We start from the raw sequence: 16,586 nt of genomic DNA on the forward strand, positions 1-16,586 counted from the left end.
GCTCATGAGATCAGTTTACCTTTCCGAAGCTCTTCCTGCAGGGCACGCAGCCGACTGTTACGAACGGCGAGTGTGGTGATGAACTGCTCCCAGTGCGCTTCTTGCTTCAACTTTTTATAGATTTTGGACAGGCGTTTCAGCAGCTTCACCGCTGCCTTGTATCCGTCCCTGTTTTTGTGTCCGATATAACGCTCTACCGCCTGATGATAGAAGGGGAGCAGCAGTTCAGGTGCATCTTTTTCGATCGGTTGCAGCACCGCTACGCGGAATTCGAGAGGTTCCGTTCCCGTACTCAGTTGAAAATCAATCCATCTGCGCCACTGTCCACGCGAATGCATAGCATCCTCGTAGGCGGGGCGGGAGTGGGGAAGCATACTGACAAGCGTGTCCCACATACGGTTCTCTGCATCGGGCAGATGTTGAATGGCCGTATCCCATAGATGCATGTAATCATTCAAAGGTGTATTACGCCGATTCGCCAGAAGGGGGCCAAGTTGTACCAACCAATCCCCAAGCCTTTTCCATTCAGCCGAATCTGCGAGTACATGGAGAAAATGCAGCAGATGTTCTGGCGGGAAACCGTAGGCCGAGCTTCCATGGACGAGTCGTTGCCACGCCTGATCATCCTGCCCCAGATGGAAGTGCATCCAGCTCTGCGCGAGTACTAGCGGCAGGGGCAGTGTTACGGCTTTGCTTGCTCTCTCACTACTACTTCCATTACTTTGAGCGCTATCCAAGACACTTCCACCTGAATGGTGAGGTGTCGAAGCGGCGGTTATATTGCGCTCTATATCATTTAAAATAGTCTGTTCCGATTTCAGCATGTCCTGAGACTCTTGAAGCTCAGGCACAATCCAGTTTAACCACAGTTGTCGATAGATCGGAGTGAAGAACATCATGCTGGCTGTCTCAGACATCATCTGTTTGCGTAAATAAGCCGAGGTTTCGGCCAGTCTGCTCCAAAGTTGTTCAAGCTTGTTTCCCTTTAGACCTGACAGGTCTAGTGGATGGTTAAAAATCCGCTCAATGTCTTTCAGAAGTGCATCCACCGCGAGCTGGGCAGGGTAACTCAAGTACACGGGGGTATGCGTGATGGAGTTACGGGCCGGTGGCACGCAGAATCGGATGAGGTGCAGCTGTACATGTAGTTCAAAAAGTTGGTCCATTGCAGCGGACAGCCTTGGTTTAATGGCATATAGCTCGTCCGTTGCTTCCTGTACGTAGGATGTGCTTGCTGTGCCGGTACCCAGCCGTTTCAGACAGGAGTGGAATAACTCATGCCATTCCGAGATTTCGAGATCAGCAAGCTCTGTTGCACGTTCCTTGATCTGGCTGTATTGGTTGTCCGGAATGTCCATATCCTGTTGTTCATCGGCTTCTGTGTAGCTGGATAGTCCTGCGGACATGGCCCCAACGGCTTTGGTCGTTTGTTTAAGCGCAGTACTGGAGTGTGCATTCACAATCGCATGGACAGGTCGCTCCAGTTGCTCAGCATAACTCATTAATACAGCCGTCATATGTTTGCATACGGAACTCACCGGGCAGGTACAATGACTTGTAGTCAGGGATTGCATGCTCAGGGTGACCTCATATTCTTCCGATCCTTGTACAACGGCCGAAATCCCTTGTTGTTCGGAATAGGTTAATGGTCCGACACGTTTCTGTTTATAATATTGGAATCCGCGCATGATCGTCAGGTTATTAAAATGCTCTGCAACCTGCCTGATCAACTGTTGCCACTGCGCATCATCCATCCTCATGTTATTCGGTATGTTCATCATTCCATCTCCTGGGGTAAACATAGGTTCAGTAGTCACCACGTCTATGACGTGATGTTGTAAATTTGTTGTATCCATCATATCAGTTATGAGCCAATCCGTGCATGGGTTATGAAGAATTTGAAGTTATTTTAGACCAACAGGAATCAGGATGAACACGTCGGTTCTGCTGGCGGCTGACATGCAAGAATGCACCATATTGTGTATGCTTATGGTATGTATTCCTATCAGGAACGATGCAGGCCGGGGAAACGGCCATATTACACACAACAGGAGAGAGCATATGAAAATACTTACGTTAAACACACACGCTTGGGCGGAAGAGGATCAACTGAACAAGATCAGTCAACTGGCTGATTTTATTAATACACATCAATTCGATGTGATCTCCATGCAGGAGGTCAACCAATCCATGCAGGAAGCGGCGCTTTCTGAAGAAGAACTGAAGATGTATTATGTTACTGAATCCGACGCTGTGATTAAAAAAGACAACTATGCCTACGTCCTGCTTCAGCAGCTGACAGAGCAATATTACTGGACGTGGATTCCCGCGCATGTTGGGTTCCAAAAGTACGATGAAGGACTGGCGATCCTTAGCCGGACGCCGATTAAGCAGGCTTTTGGGGAATACGTGTCTCACATGAGGGATTATAACAATTACCGTACACGCAAGATTGTGGGAATCGAGACGGTCGTTCAAGGTGAAGCAACCTGGTTTGTGAACGGACATTATAACTGGTGGGATGATGCGCAGGAACCTTTCAAGGGACAGTGGGAGTTGACGGAGAGCAAGCTTGCCCCCTACATGGACCAGCCGTTATATATAATGGGTGATTTCAATAATGTCGCGGAAGTGCGTGATGAAGGCTATGATTATATGATGAGCAAAGGATGGAATGACCTCTACACCACAGCATTGCAAAAGGATGAAGGAGCAACTGTGGTGAAGGCCATTGCCGGCTGGGCAGATAACAAACGCGATCTTCGGATTGACTATATTTTCTCCAATCGTCCGATTCAGGCTAAATCTTCCACCGTGGTCTTGAACGGTAAAAACGGACCGGTCGTGTCTGACCATTTTGGTGTCGCTGTAGAGATATAACAGCCGTGTGACCATAAACTATAAAGGTGATATCACCGCCAATACGAAACAAAGCCTCTGCTGACTTCCTGTTAAGGGAAGTTGCCGGAGGCTTTTCACATTCTAAATCATTTTCTGTGTCTATGTACATTTCATATCATTCATTCTTTCTTTCTGCTGTGGAACTGGACTGTTACTCGAGCGCCAGCATCTGATGTACAAACTTTTTCAGATTCGCGCTTGTCTCGCTAAGCTGTTCGATACTTTCCATGAACTCGGTAACAAGCTTGGCCTGATCCACCGTTGCTGTTGTAATCTGACTGATCTCTTGTTCCATATGCTTCATGGAATCTTGTACACTACCGAGGGATGTTTCGATATCAGCCGCTGCTTGTTTCGTATGATCGGACAGCTTGCGTACTTCACTGGCAACCACACCGAAGCCAGCTCCCTGATCGCCCACACGGGCTGCTTCTATCATGGCGTTGAGTCCAAGCAGGTTGGTTTGTTCCGATACTTCACGAATGACGTTTGTTACTTTACCTACACTGACCGAGTTCTCTGAAGCTTTTTGGGAGTTGCGCAGAATCTCTTCCGAGGTTGCGGAGAGTTCTTCGGAATGTGCAGCAATCTGCTGAATGCCACCAACGAGAGCGTTAATGGTTGTTTCATTTTCACGAATCAGATTTTCCAGTGTCATATGGCTATCCAGCGCGTAGTTCACACCCAATATACCCACAACCTGATCGTTCTCTTTAATAGGGATTAGAATGGAATCAAAAGGTCTGCCCTGCAGATCACCAGGCATACGTGCCACGGTACGGGAATCTCTGTTAGTCAGCATTTTGAAATGTTTATAATCATCATGCAGCTCATCCCCAACCTTCACACCAATCTCCAGACTTTTTGCCTCGGAAAAATACAATACTTTCTCATGATCATTAATGGATATGGATATGTCGTCACGGAACATTTGGCTAACAAAAGGCATAGCATTTACCAGAGATTCAAGAGTATTCAATGTGCATCTTTCCTTCCCGATACAAAAAGTGGAATTTTTCAATCTATATAAGTTGAACTAAAGATATATTCACACGTACACTCCGATGACAGAATAACCTTCCAATCGCTGTTATCCCCAGATTTTTTTGATTCCCTTTTCTCAAGGGAAAAATCCGGTGATAGCGTATGCTTACGATGCAGCTTTCTTTCAGAAATCTTTTAGGCGAACGCTTCGCTTTTTCAGTTTTTTTCTGTCCTCTACGTTTCTGTGTAAATGATTAGTTCAACATATATAGTTTCTATATCGGTAACATTTTCCGTTTTTTTGAATTAATGTCCCAATGAAGGTGTAATTGGCGAAGGGAAAACCAAATCTTCTGATTTTTTGTAAGCGTAATCAAAAATCTGTAGCCACCACCGAACATGTCAGTTATACTGGGATTATTATTCGGCTATTCAGAAGATAACCAAGGGACATACCTATTTCCCGGTAAGGGGATTACCCACCTAGGTTAAGCGCTATACTTTATCGGTTAGGTGCTCCAGTGTGGATGGTATGAATGCAATGATATAAGACTTTATTTCAACGGGAGAAGGATGTGTGCCATCGATGACGACCTATTTCAGTGAACCACAGAGCATGTATTACCGATTTGGAGAAGATCAGGATCAGGTGCTGAAGGTGCTAGCCGAGAGGTATATTGGAGCCAATGCGCAGGCTGATTTTGTATATCGGGTATTCCAGAAGTCTGGTATTTTGCAAAATGAAAAAGGGCTTTATGATCTGAATTTAGGTAAACGCTTTCCTGATGCACCTAAAGACCATATATCCTACGCAGCTGCACTGGTATGGGGGGACGAGGACCGGAATCTGGACGTATTGGTCCGCTGTTATGGACCTGTTCGTTTCTATTTCAATGAGCAGTTGGTCTATCGTTCTACCGTAATGGATGAGATTAGTCCAGACGCAACGGTGAAGCTCAGCATCGATATCAAGCCCGGTTGGAACACCATTTGGCTGGAAATGAAAAACACACCTGCCGGCTTCGGTTGCCAGTTCGGCTCAGATGAAGGTAAAGTGCGTATTCTGAACGTATTTGCGCCGTTTCAGGAGAGACAGGGACAAGCGGGTTGGGTGTTCTCCCAACCGAACCTTGCTGCGAGTAAGCAACCAGACCTGCTTGGAAAAGAAGCAGATTACAGTTTGAACTGGCTGCCTGAGACAGGCTGGTCTGACGAAGATAAAACCAAGCCAGCTTTCGAACGAATATTCGGAAATCTTTCTGGAAAACATGCTTATGCCTGGTCCCATCTGAACAATAACGATTCAACCGGGAGTCTGGTGCGATTGTCAGGCCAATCCTCCGGTTCTCTGAGTATTTGGATTGGCGGCAAGCCTGTAGCGCAAGTGAAGGAAGCGGGTCCGTTCGAGGTGGATGTACCAGCCTCTTTTGGGCGGAGTGACCTGCTTGTCCGAAGTGAATGCAATGATACGGCGGCGGGACCTTGGCAATTTAATTTGAATGCAACCGTTTCGGGTAAGCCACTTTCACTGGAACTTCCTCAGCGTGTGCACGGTGCTTCCGGAGAGTCTTGGTTATATGTCGGCCCTTTTGAATCGGGGGTTGAACCGGATTTGCAGGATCTGACCCGAACGGATCGAGTGTACCAAACAGGATTAGAACAGACATATTGGCGCTTGGATCGACCGGATGCCTGGATCAGACCCTATTATGAAAATGCCATGTTAAGCAACAAATGGACAGTGGGCAGTGTGACTAATTATGGTCGCTGGGACTATCCATTGGGTGTCACTGTATATGGTCTATTACGGACGGGGCGTTATTTGCAGAGACCGGACATTACACGTTATGCGGCTGAGCATGTGCAGGCATGTACCCAGATGTATGAATACTCCTTATGGGATCGGGAGCAGTATGGTTTCCCGGCAGTTAATCAACAATTGGTCATGCTGAAAATGCTGGATAACTGCGGTTCTTTTGGTTCAGCCATGCTGGAAGCGTACTCCGAGTGTCATGAACCAACGTTTCTTACGATTGCTGAACGGATTGCAGATTTCATGCTTTCCCGCCTGGAACGGCAGGAGGATGGTGCATTTTATCGCACATGTGTAGGGGAGTATGCCGAGAATACCATGTGGGCAGATGACCTCTATATGAGCACGCCGTTTCTCGTTCGTTATGCACGGGTGACAGGCAACTCAGCCGCATTGGATGAAGCCGCCAGACAATTTTCACTGTATCGGAAGTATCTGTTTATGCCTGAGTTCAAGATCATGTCCCATGTGTATGATTTCAAATACGGACAGGCAACGCAGATTCCATGGGGACGGGGAAATGGCTGGACACTGTTTTCCTTGACAGAGGTATTGGAAGCTTTGCCAGCAGAGCATCCCGAGCGCCCAGCCTTAATAGATTTCTTCAATGAGCTGTGTGAGGGGTACGCAGCGCTTCAAGGGGAAAGCGGGTTGTGGCATCAGGTGTTGAATGTTCCACAGACGTATGAAGAAGCCTCCTGCACGGCGATGTTTGCCTATGGTTTTGCGAGAGGTGTGCGTTTTGGCTGGTTCAAAGACCCTGAATTTTATGTCGCAGCTGCCGAGCGGGCTTGGAAGGGACTCATCTGCAAAGCAATCGATCGTCAAGGGAATGTGCATGGCGTGTGCAGCGGTTCGAGATATGCGTTTACGGCAGAGTATTATGATCAGGACTTGCGTACCGTCACCAATGACAATCACGGAATAGGCATTATGATGCTGGCAGGAACCGAAGTGGCAAAAATGAAGAAACATCTGGCTGAGCACAGGGTGTCTTCACCTGCAGTCTCACATTCCTGACAGACCACCGAGGTCTGATGTTCATACTTTCGTTCCATATCAACCCGCTATCTTCTTCTTACGTATCATGCATGTATACCCGTAATCATACCGATACGGGAACGGAACCGCCGGGAATATCATTCCTGGTGGTTTTTGATTCCTGTAACTCCTTACTTTTTTGACAGGAAAGCTTACTTTTGTTTATGTCATGTGCAGCAATGGATCGATACAATAGATTTTGTAAGCGATTCCATAAATGCAAGAAGGGGAGGAAATTCATTTATGATGATTACAAAAAAGTGGGTAACCCTGTTCTGCCTGTCCCTGTTATTGTTCGCTACAGCCTGTTCTGGAGGGGCCACTGATACACCATCTTCTTCTGGCGAAGCAAGTGGAAGTGAGGGAGATTCATCAGGCAAGATTGAATTGCGCATGACCTGGTGGGGATCACAGACCAGACATGATCTGACGACCAAAGTGATCCAATTGTTTGAAGAGAAACATCCGGGAATCACCATTAAACCTGAATATTCCGGTTGGGACGGTTACTTTGACAAGTTGACTACACAGGTAGCCGGTTCGAATGCACCAGATATCATCCAGATGGATTACGCCTTTTTGACTGACTTTGCCCGGCGTGGTGCCTTGCTTGACCTGACCCCGTTTGCAGAGAGTAAAGAGCTGCGGACAGAGGATCATGATCAGAGCATGATTACAGCCGGTTCGATTGACGATAAATTATATGCGATTACCCTCGGAGTTAACGCACCAGGTGTCATCTATGACGCCACCGTATTTCAGGAATTAGGAATCGAAGAACCACAAGAGAGTTGGACATGGAAGGATTTTGGGGATATTGCGACCAAGATCGCCGCAGCCAAAGGTGAGGGATTCTATGGATCGGCAGACATTTCCGGTACAACGAACATGTTTGAAGTGTTTATTCGGCAATCCGGGAAAGGATTGTTTGATGGTGGCACAATGACCGCTACCAGCGAGGAGCTTCAGCAATGGTTCGATATGTGGAGCGCACTACGCGAGAATGGTGGAGTGACCACAGCGGAGATAACGGCATCCACAACCAATGCGCTGGAGACACGCCCGATCTCACTGGGCACAGCTGCCATGGATTTTGCATGGTCCAATCAATTGCTGACATTCCAGCAGGTGAACAAAAATCAGGATCATAAGCTTGGCATACAAGTGCTTCCGCATGGTGTAGGTGAAAAGCAAATCGGTGAATATCTGAAGCCAGGCCAGTTCCTCTCCGGTTATGGCAAAACCAAACATCCAAAGGAAGTTGCCATGTTCATTGATTTCATGGTCAATGATCCAGAAGCAACCGCTATTCTTGGTTCTGAACGTGGGGTGCCGGTCAATTCCAGTATTCGTGAACAGATGCAACCTACGCTGCCGGAAGCAGAGCAAGTCATTTTCCAATTTATCGATACGGTATCGAAGAACTCCAGCGAGATTGACCCGCCATACCCGCAAGGATTTGCTGAAGTGGACACGAGTTTCAAGAGCGCAAGTGAGCAGATCGCCTTCGGTCAAGGCAGTACTCCGGATGTGATTGCACAGTTTATTGAAGGAGCCAAGGCTACGCTTGGATCGAGTCAATAATAATTGAAACTGTCTCAGACTTCTAATTCTGCGGGGAGGTTGCGAAGATGACGACATCACAGGTCAGTCAAGCCCGAATCGAGCGTGTAACTACCCGGCGGGTGAAACGGAGATATGCCCACAATGGAGCAGCGCTTCTGTTCCTCGCCCCATGGCTTGTCGGATTGTTATTTCTAACCCTTGGTCCCATGTTGGTATCGTTATACATCTCGTTCACTGATTACAGTATCCTGGCCGCCCCTTCCTGGGTCGGTCTGGATAACTACACCACGATGTTTACATCGGATAAACTGTTTACCCAGTCGCTCAAAGTCACATTCACGTATGTCGCTGTATCGGTACCGGTAAAGTTGATCTTTGCGCTGCTGGTAGCCATGTTGCTTAATAAAGGGATTCGAGGGCTCGGTATTTACCGGACAGTGTATTATATTCCGACATTGCTTGGAGGTAGCGTGGCGATTGCCATGTTGTGGCGTAAAATGCTGGGTGGGGACGGGCTACTCAATAGTGTACTTGCCATGGTAGGCATTAAGGCACCCGATTGGGTTGCTAATCCGAAGTATGCCCTGTACTCCATCGTACTGTTATCCGTGTGGCAGTTCGGATCGTCGATGATTATTTTCCTGGCAGGCCTGAAGCAGATTCCACCCGAGTATGATGAAGCCTCAGCGGTAGATGGTGCAGGTCCTCTGCGGAGATTCTTCTATATAACGTTGCCGATTCTGTCACCTGTCATCTTCTTCAATCTCGTGATGCAGCTGATTACGTCGTTTCAATCGTTCACACAGGCTTTTGTTATCAGTAATGGTAGCGGAGGGCCAGTGAATTCAACCTTAATGTACTCTCTGTATCTGTACAAAAAAGGATTCTCATTCTTTCAGATGGGCTACGCTTCCGCGATGGCCTGGGTGCTGGTCATCCTGATTGGCGTATTTACATTGCTCGTATTCCGCAGCAGCAAGCTGTGGGTGCACTATGAGGATGGTGGGAAATCATGATTGGACAACGGAACTCTACAGCATGGGTCGTCGGCAAACATGTGTTGATCTCAGGCATCGCCTTTGTCATGCTCTACCCGATCCTCTGGATGCTGGGCAGCTCATTCAAACCGGGACATATGATCTTTACAGAGACCTGGTTCTGGCCACAGGAATGGAATTGGCAAAATTACATGAATGGCTGGTCGGGTATTCAGGGCAATCCATTCTCCCGCTTCCTGACCAACTCTGTCATCCTGTCGCTTGGCGCCGTGCTGGGCAATGTCATCTCCTGCTCTATGGCGGCATATGCGTTCGCTCGGCTGAATTTTCGTTTCAAAGCCATCTGCTTTGGCCTGATGCTTATGACGATCATGCTGCCACATCATGTGACGCTGATCCCGCAGTATATCCTTTTCAACCACCTGGAGTGGGTGAATACGTATCTGCCGCTTGTGGTGCCAAAATGGCTGGCGACCGATGCCTTCTTCATTTTCCTCATGGTACAGTTCTTCCGGGGATTGCCCAAAGAGCTGGATGAGGCGGCAACTATCGATGGATGCGGTCCTGTGAAAATATACACCAAAATCATCATTCCACTTGCTTTTCCAGCGCTGGTTACCACGATGATCTTTACGTTCTTGTGGACATGGGACGACTTCTTCAGTCAGTTGATCTACTTGAGTGACGTGAGCAAATACACCGTGCCGCTGGGTCTGCGTTTGTTCCTTGATTCCAGCTCTCAATCCGATTGGGGTCCGATGTTTGCCATGTCGGTGTTGTCGTTGGTGCCATGTTTCATTGTATTTATTGTGTGTCAAAAGTACTTCGTGGAAGGAATCGCGACCTCTGGGCTCAAAGGGTAATTCCAAGACGAAACGAGTTGATTTTTCCATGGGGAAAGGAAGATGGTCTTCATTTATTAATCAAAAGCTGCAGCAAAGCAAGCTCTCCACGTTGATGGTGACTTGCTTTATTGCGTTTAACCTGTTGCTCGTCTCGGTTATCGTCTGGCTGGCATATCAGTCTTTCTCCGCGGTCACATTTGCCGAGATTAGCAAAGCACGTCTGGCTCTTCTGAACGAAAGCACACGTCGGGGATTTGATTTCATCACAGGGGTAACCGGAACCGCCTATGCTTTGGCAAGCAATCGGGAACTGTCCAGTCTGCTTGAAACGGCTGATACGGGCAGGCTTGCACAGATTCACCAGCGGAGAGAGGTCTCTCGAATCCTGGATCATACCATGGTCGTGAGTGAAGGCATCACCTCCATCGAACTGTATACGGATGTTTTTAATGAGGTGACAGTGACTATGGCTGATCGCATATTTCCGGTGGATACCATCGCACACGACTCTTGGTTTGCTACGCTTGAAAAGGCTGATGCCGCTTGGGTTCCGCTGCGTGAGAACGAATCGGGCCAATCTCTGGTCGGATACGCCCAACGGATTTTCGACAGTCGTGGCGGGACGGTTGCCTATGTGCTCATTCGACTGAGCAGAGCGGACATCGTGCGCAGGTTTGCCGATGTACCCATGGTGCTTGATGGAAAAGTCCTGTTGGTAGATACGGCTGGTAATGTCGTAATGCAGATGGGGAAAGTTGATCCAGCAGGGGAGAAGGAACGAGCGGATCGAAGGAATGAAGCGAGTACAGTACAGGAAAAGGGTGAAGCTGTAAATTCATCTTCTTCTATTATAGATAGTGCATGGATTCAGGAACATGTCCAACCTGGTGCAGACGGATACGAAGTGGTTTCCGGTCAACCCGGAGGTGCTCAATTGGTGCTGTACTCCAGGCCAGCCATGCTTCAGTGGCGCCTTGTACAGACTATTCCGGTATATACACTGTTATCTCCGCTCAGACAAGCGGGCTGGCAGATCCTTGGCATCGCCGTACTTGGACTATTATGCTCGGCTGTGCTGGCATACCTGTTTGTAAGGCAGATCATCCGGCCTTTACGACAATTGATCAAGCGAATGAGACAACTGGAGAAAGGGGACTTTGATACCCGGGTCCAACTCTCATTTACGGAGGAATATGCCCACTTGGCTTATGGCTTTAATCACATGGCTTCACAGCTCACGACGCTGATGGAACAGGTGAAGGAGGAGAGCCGGGCCAAGCGTGAAGCCCAGACGGGCTTGCTTGAGGCCCAGATCAAACCCCATTTTCTATACAACACCCTCGACATGATCCACTGGCGCGCACTTGATTACGAAGCCAAGGATATCAGTCGCATGATTGTACAACTGAGTAAGCTGTTACGGATCGGACTGAGTGGAGGGAGATTGTTTATAAGGGTTCGTGATGAGTTGGAACATGCCCGTTGCTACGTTAACATCCAGTCAGAGCGGCTACCGTTCTCCATTCAATATCAGGAGCAGATCGATCCGCATATGCGCGGTTGTTACATTCCCAAAATCATTTTGCAGCCTTTTATCGAAAATGCTGTGATGCACGGGCACCCTGAAGAAGGCACGCTTCGAATTCAGGTGTATATGCACGAAGAGGTTGGCCCGCATGAGGATATCGTCATTCGTATCACGGATAATGGGCGGGGTTTGCCGGAAGGGTGGAAACTCGAAGAGACGTGTGGCATCGGTGTGCGGAATGTACATCAGCGCATCCAGCTTTATTGTGGGAAGAGGTATGGGGTTCAACTGAGCGATAGAGAGTCAGGTGGCGTGGAAGTGACCATTACGCTGCCGCGTATTGAGACCGACGAGCAATTAAATCTATGGCTGGACGGTGAAAAATGATGAAGACCATTATGCTTGTTGATGACGATCCTCATATTGTAAAGGCATTAACAGATCATATCGATTGGCCTTCTCTGGGCCTCAGCATTGCAGGCACTGCTTCCAATGGCTTGGATGCGCTGGAGCTGTTTCACTGCATGCATCCAGATGTCGTTATGACTGACGTCTACCTGCCGGGGATGACTGGGCTTGAGATCACACAGACGTTACGACGTGATCATCCCCACCTGCCGATCATCATTCTTAGTGGATATGACGAATTCGAGAACGCCCGGGCAGCCATGCGCTGGGGTGTGAATCACTTTTTGCTGAAGCCGGCAGAGGTTGAGGAGATTGAGTCTGTGTTGCGTGAGGTTTTATTAGAACAAGATGTACGAGAGCGGCATGAGCGGCTGGAGCGGACGTACAAGCAGGAGGTCGGACGGGTACTTCCCTATCTGCGCAAACAATTTCTTCACGAACTGCTGACTACGCGATATCGGGCAGACGAGCTGCCTAAAGAACGCATGGACTATATAGGTATTCATATGTCCTCACAGACACGAGCCATTAGTCTGCAACTGAATCGCCCCGTGTTTTTGACTCGAATGAAAGAACGGGATTGGCAGCTTCTCCGCTATGGGGCGGCCGATATTATTCAGGAGACGGTGAAGGAGCAAGCGGCGTGCCTAAATGGTCAGGTAGAGATTGTTGATTATTCGGATCAGGTATTTGTGTTGCTTCTATTAGGAGATAAAGATTATCTGGAGGAATGTCTGCCACTTGTGGAGCGGATGATCGATCAGATCTTTACGTATCTGAAAATTGAAGTGAGTGCTGGAATCGGAAGATCCAAAAGTCACCCATGTGAGGTGATAGATTCCTATCTCGAGAGCAGGGAAGCGGTGGAAACAGCAGAGTTTCAAGGTGGAAGTCGTATCTACCATTATGAAGCATCAAAGGAAACAGAACCAAGTGTGACCGATTATTCATTATTGCTTCGTCAATGGAACGAGGCTTGGACGGATATTCGACCTGACCTGGCGGAAGAGGTATGGCATCATATTTGCCTTTTACTGAAAGAGGGGAAATGTGTTGGGATACAGGATGTACAGGTTGTGGCCGTCAGTCTGTTTGACACATTGATGCATAGCTGGAACCGACTTCATCCTATGTTAACGCCGCCGCTGGCGATGAGTGACTTTCTGCGTGAAATTCAATCGAAATATGCTTTGCATGATCTGGTAAGCTGGATGGATCGTATTATCTGCAACTGGTTGGAACAGATACGCAAGGAGATGGGCGAGAAGAAAAGCAATAAACTGATAGAGCAGGTGAAACAGTATGTGGAGCTGCATTACGCCGAAGAGATCAGTTTTGAAGCGATAGCCAAGGGGCTGTTCGTACATCCGAAGTATCTGAGTCAATTGTTCAAAAGGGTGACCGGTGAGAATTTCGTGAGTTATTTGAACGGGTACCGAATTCAGAGAGCATTGGAACTGTTGCAGTCGGGACATTACATGGTATATGAGGTGAGCGAGATGACGGGGTTCCGTAATGCGACGTATTTCAGCCAGGTGTTCAAAATGCTTACGGGCAAGAGTCCGTCTGAGGTGGGGTAGAGCGATACAGGTACAGTAATTATATAAGGTGGAAGAGGAGGTCTGGTTCTTATAATGATCGATCAGCAGGAATATTACATTAAAGGCTTATCCTACTCCATTAGATCAGCAGAGGAAAAGGATGCGGAGGCCTTGTCTTCACTACGTGTACAAATCGATGGGGAAACCGAGAACATGGATCGTGAAGAGGGCGAGGCGTATATCGACGCAGCCGGGTATAGGCGGATCATCCATTTGGACACTGAGAAGTCACGGAATCTGTTCCTTGTTGCTGTGGCGGCGGGCGAGATTGTGGGATACTCCCGATGTGAAGGTACAGAGTTGAAGCGCTTTTGCCATAAAGTTGAGTTCGGCGTGTGTGTAGCCCGAGAGTTCTGGGGACATGGGATCGGTAAGAACCTGCTGGAGAAGTCGATAGAATGGGCAGACCAGACTGGTGTAGAGAAGATGACGTTGAACGTGCTGGCATCCAACGATAAGGCAATCAAGCTATATCAAAAGAGAGGCTTCGTGATCGAAGGTATTTTGAAAAAGGATCGGCGACACGCGGATGGACAGTATCACGACACGATAGTGATGGGCAGGTTCAGAGACTAATAGTATAAAAAGTACAATCTATATAAGCCCACAGGTTATGGAGTTCAATGGTTAGATTTGGTACCGACATAATAGATAGCAGCGTTATTTAGTAGAAATATTATGTTTCTTATCTTATAGAACGAATGTAGTGATGTGAAAGAGTCAGTTTACAACCTATATTGAGATAGGTTAGAGCAGTGAGTGTATATAGGGTAAAGTAAAAGGATATTGCCATTGGAAAAAGAGATTATAAAGAAATTGAACTAGATATAAAGTTAGCTTGGTAATGGGATATTTTACAAGTGGTAATTGTATTGTGCATATGATATATTCTATATCCGGCCAAAAAAACACGAGAAACAAAGTGTTGCAGGTGAAACAAATAAGCTTCGAAAGAAACTTAAAAAAAGAGCTTGCTAAGTTGGTTCGGAAGTGTTATGATATAAAAGTTGCTGAGGAGAACAACGCTTGGTAACAAAACAAGTTTGATCTTTGAAAACTGAACAACGAGTGAGTAAACATTCTGCTTGCAGAATGAACGCGAAAGTTTGAAACAAGCCTTGGCTTGGATCAGCTGGAGCACAAATGAGATTTTTAATCTCGTCAGATTCAAAATGAGCTTATCGCTCTTTTCAATACTTTATTGGAGAGTTTGATCCTGGCTCAGGACGAACGCTGGCGGCATGCCTAATACATGCAAGTCGAGCGGAGTTGATAGGAAGCTTGCTTCCTTGATACTTAGCGGCGGACGGGTGAGTAACACGTAGGCAACCTGCCCTCAAGTTTGGGACAACTACCGGAAACGGTAGCTAATACCGAATAATTGTTTTCTTCGCCTGAAGGAAACTGGAAAGACGGAGCAATCTGTCACTTGGGGATGGGCCTGCGGCGCATTAGCTAGTTGGTGAGGTAACGGCTCACCAAGGCGACGATGCGTAGCCGACCTGAGAGGGTGATCGGCCACACTGGGACTGAGACACGGCCCAGACTCCTACGGGAGGCAGCAGTAGGGAATCTTCCGCAATGGGCGAAAGCCTGACGGAGCAATGCCGCGTGAGTGATGAAGGTTTTCGGATCGTAAAGCTCTGTTGCCAGGGAAGAACGCTTGGGAGAGTAACTGCTCTCAAGGTGACGGTACCTGAGAAGAAAGCCCCGGCTAACTACGTGCCAGCAGCCGCGGTAATACGTAGGGGGCAAGCGTTGTCCGGAATTATTGGGCGTAAAGCGCGCGCAGGCGGTCATTTAAGTCTGGTGTTTAATCCCGGGGCTCAACCCCGGATCGCACTGGAAACTGGGTGACTTGAGTGCAGAAGAGGAGAGTGGAATTCCACGTGTAGCGGTGAAATGCGTAGATATGTGGAGGAACACCAGTGGCGAAGGCGACTCTCTGGGCTGTAACTGACGCTGAGGCGCGAAAGCGTGGGGAGCAAACAGGATTAGATACCCTGGTAGTCCACGCCGTAAACGATGAGTGCTAGGTGTTAGGGGTTTCGATACCCTTGGTGCCGAAGTTAACACATTAAGCACTCCGCCTGGGGAGTACGGTCGCAAGACTGAAACTCAAAGGAATTGACGGGGACCCGCACAAGCAGTGGAGTATGTGGTTTAATTCGAAGCAACGCGAAGAACCTTACCAGGTCTTGACATCCCTCTGACCGGTACAGAGATGTACCTTTCCTTCGGGACAGAGGAGACAGGTGGTGCATGGTTGTCGTCAGCTCGTGTCGTGAGATGTTGGGTTAAGTCCCGCAACGAGCGCAACCCTTATATTTAGTTGCCAGCACTTCGGGTGGGCACTCTAGATAGACTGCCGGTGACAAACCGGAGGAAGGTGGGGATGACGTCAAATCATCATGCCCCTTATGACCTGGGCTACACACGTACTACAATGGCCGGTACAACGGGCTGCGAAATCGCGAGATGGAGCCAATCCCAACAAAGCCGGTCTCAGTTCGGATTGCAGGCTGCAACTCGCCTGCATGAAGTCGGAATTGCTAGTAATCGCGGATCAGCATGCCGCGGTGAATACGTTCCCGGGTCTTGTACACACCGCCCGTCACACCACGAGAGTTTATAACACCCGAAGTCGGTGGGGTAACCGCAAGGAGCCAGCCGCCGAAGGTGGGATAGATGATTGGGGTGAAGTCGTAACAAGGTAGCCGTATCGGAAGGTGCGGCTGGATCACCTCCTTTCTATGGAGAATCGTTTCCTGCAACGGAAACATTCAAATACGCAGGTTCTTAGAACCTGCAACAGCGATTCATTTCGGTCCGTCACTTCGGTGTGGATGAAATGAAGAGCATAAACTACTCACTCGTTGTTCGGTTTTGAGAGCTCAAACT

General features: G+C 48.2%; 10 protein-coding genes and 1 rRNA gene. 9 read left to right on the forward strand and 2 right to left on the reverse strand.

Annotated features, from left to right (window positions below; genetic code table 11):
• Window positions 1–2 precede the first annotated feature (2 nt).
• Entirely contained in the window at window positions 3–1,781 is a 1,779-nt protein-coding gene (locus tag MKY92_RS01360) for a hypothetical protein (RefSeq protein WP_339298842.1), read from the reverse strand.
• A gap of 280 nt (window positions 1,782–2,061) precedes the next feature.
• Here MKY92_RS01360 and MKY92_RS01365 point away from each other — a divergent pair, with 280 nt between their 5' ends.
• On the forward strand, window positions 2,062–2,880 hold the full coding sequence (locus tag MKY92_RS01365; protein WP_339298843.1) for an endonuclease/exonuclease/phosphatase family protein: 819 nt from the start codon (window positions 2,062–2,064) through the stop codon (window positions 2,878–2,880).
• A 172-nt stretch (window positions 2,881–3,052) separates the two neighbouring features.
• Here the strand turns inward: MKY92_RS01365 and MKY92_RS01370 are convergent, their stop codons facing one another.
• Window positions 3,053–3,880 carry a methyl-accepting chemotaxis protein gene (locus MKY92_RS01370; protein WP_339298844.1) on the reverse strand — a complete coding sequence of 276 codons (828 nt, stop codon included), beginning with the start codon at window positions 3,878–3,880 and terminating at the stop codon, window positions 3,053–3,055.
• 591 nt (window positions 3,881–4,471) lie between these two features.
• Between MKY92_RS01370 and MKY92_RS01375 the strand changes: the two genes are divergently transcribed.
• The 8 genes from MKY92_RS01375 (at window position 4,472) to MKY92_RS01410 (ending at window position 16,436) form a co-directional block, all read left to right on the forward strand.
• The gene (locus MKY92_RS01375; protein ID WP_339301638.1) at window positions 4,472–6,718 is read left to right on the forward strand and encodes a glycoside hydrolase family 88 protein; all 2,247 of its coding nucleotides are present in this window, start codon (window positions 4,472–4,474) and stop codon (window positions 6,716–6,718) included.
• Between the two features lie 264 nt (window positions 6,719–6,982).
• A complete protein-coding gene (locus MKY92_RS01380; protein WP_339181269.1) occupies window positions 6,983–8,323 on the forward strand; it encodes an ABC transporter substrate-binding protein in 1,341 nt (446 codons plus the stop codon).
• A gap of 47 nt (window positions 8,324–8,370) precedes the next feature.
• Window positions 8,371–9,321 (forward strand): sugar ABC transporter permease, encoded by a 951-nt coding sequence (locus MKY92_RS01385; RefSeq protein ID WP_036616398.1) that lies wholly within the window; start codon window positions 8,371–8,373, stop codon window positions 9,319–9,321.
• Window positions 9,318–10,166: a carbohydrate ABC transporter permease gene (locus tag MKY92_RS01390; RefSeq protein WP_017691148.1), complete on the forward strand. Its 849-nt coding sequence runs from the start codon at window positions 9,318–9,320 to the stop codon at window positions 10,164–10,166. Before MKY92_RS01385 ends, MKY92_RS01390 begins: the two co-directional genes overlap by 4 nt.
• 28 nt (window positions 10,167–10,194) lie before the next feature.
• Window positions 10,195–12,063, forward strand: a complete 1,869-nt coding sequence (locus MKY92_RS01395; protein WP_339298845.1) for a histidine kinase — start codon at window positions 10,195–10,197, stop codon at window positions 12,061–12,063.
• Window positions 12,060–13,664 (forward strand): response regulator, encoded by a 1,605-nt coding sequence (locus tag MKY92_RS01400; protein WP_339298846.1) that lies wholly within the window; start codon window positions 12,060–12,062, stop codon window positions 13,662–13,664. Before MKY92_RS01395 ends, MKY92_RS01400 begins: the two co-directional genes overlap by 4 nt.
• Window positions 13,665–13,715: 51 nt before the next feature.
• The gene (locus MKY92_RS01405; protein ID WP_339301639.1) at window positions 13,716–14,261 is read left to right on the forward strand and encodes a GNAT family N-acetyltransferase; all 546 of its coding nucleotides are present in this window, start codon (window positions 13,716–13,718) and stop codon (window positions 14,259–14,261) included.
• Window positions 14,262–14,883: 622 nt separating this feature from the next.
• A 16S ribosomal RNA gene (locus tag MKY92_RS01410) occupies window positions 14,884–16,436 on the forward strand.
• The last annotated feature ends 150 nt before the right edge of the window (window positions 16,437–16,586 follow it).

The sequence above is a fragment of the Paenibacillus sp. FSL R5-0623 genome (genome assembly GCF_037974265.1).
Classification (GTDB): domain Bacteria; phylum Bacillota; class Bacilli; order Paenibacillales; family Paenibacillaceae; genus Paenibacillus.

Bases quoted from the DNA above. Each gene is read 5' to 3' on its own strand.
- MKY92_RS01385 (WP_036616398.1), top strand. From the start codon at position 8,371: ATGACGACATCACAGGTCAGTCAAGCCCGAATCGAGCGTGTAACTACC.
- MKY92_RS01365 (WP_339298843.1), top strand. From the start codon at position 2,062: ATGAAAATACTTACGTTAAACACACACGCTTGGGCGGAAGAGGATCAA.
- MKY92_RS01375 (WP_339301638.1), top strand. From the start codon at position 4,472: ATGACGACCTATTTCAGTGAACCACAGAGCATGTATTACCGATTTGGA.
- MKY92_RS01360 (WP_339298842.1), bottom strand. From the start codon at position 1,781: ATGATGAACATACCGAATAACATGAGGATGGATGATGCGCAGTGGCAA.
- MKY92_RS01400 (WP_339298846.1), top strand. From the start codon at position 12,060: ATGATGAAGACCATTATGCTTGTTGATGACGATCCTCATATTGTAAAG.
- MKY92_RS01380 (WP_339181269.1), top strand. From the start codon at position 6,983: ATGATGATTACAAAAAAGTGGGTAACCCTGTTCTGCCTGTCCCTGTTA.
- MKY92_RS01395 (WP_339298845.1), top strand. From the start codon at position 10,195: ATGGGGAAAGGAAGATGGTCTTCATTTATTAATCAAAAGCTGCAGCAA.
- MKY92_RS01390 (WP_017691148.1), top strand. From the start codon at position 9,318: ATGATTGGACAACGGAACTCTACAGCATGGGTCGTCGGCAAACATGTG.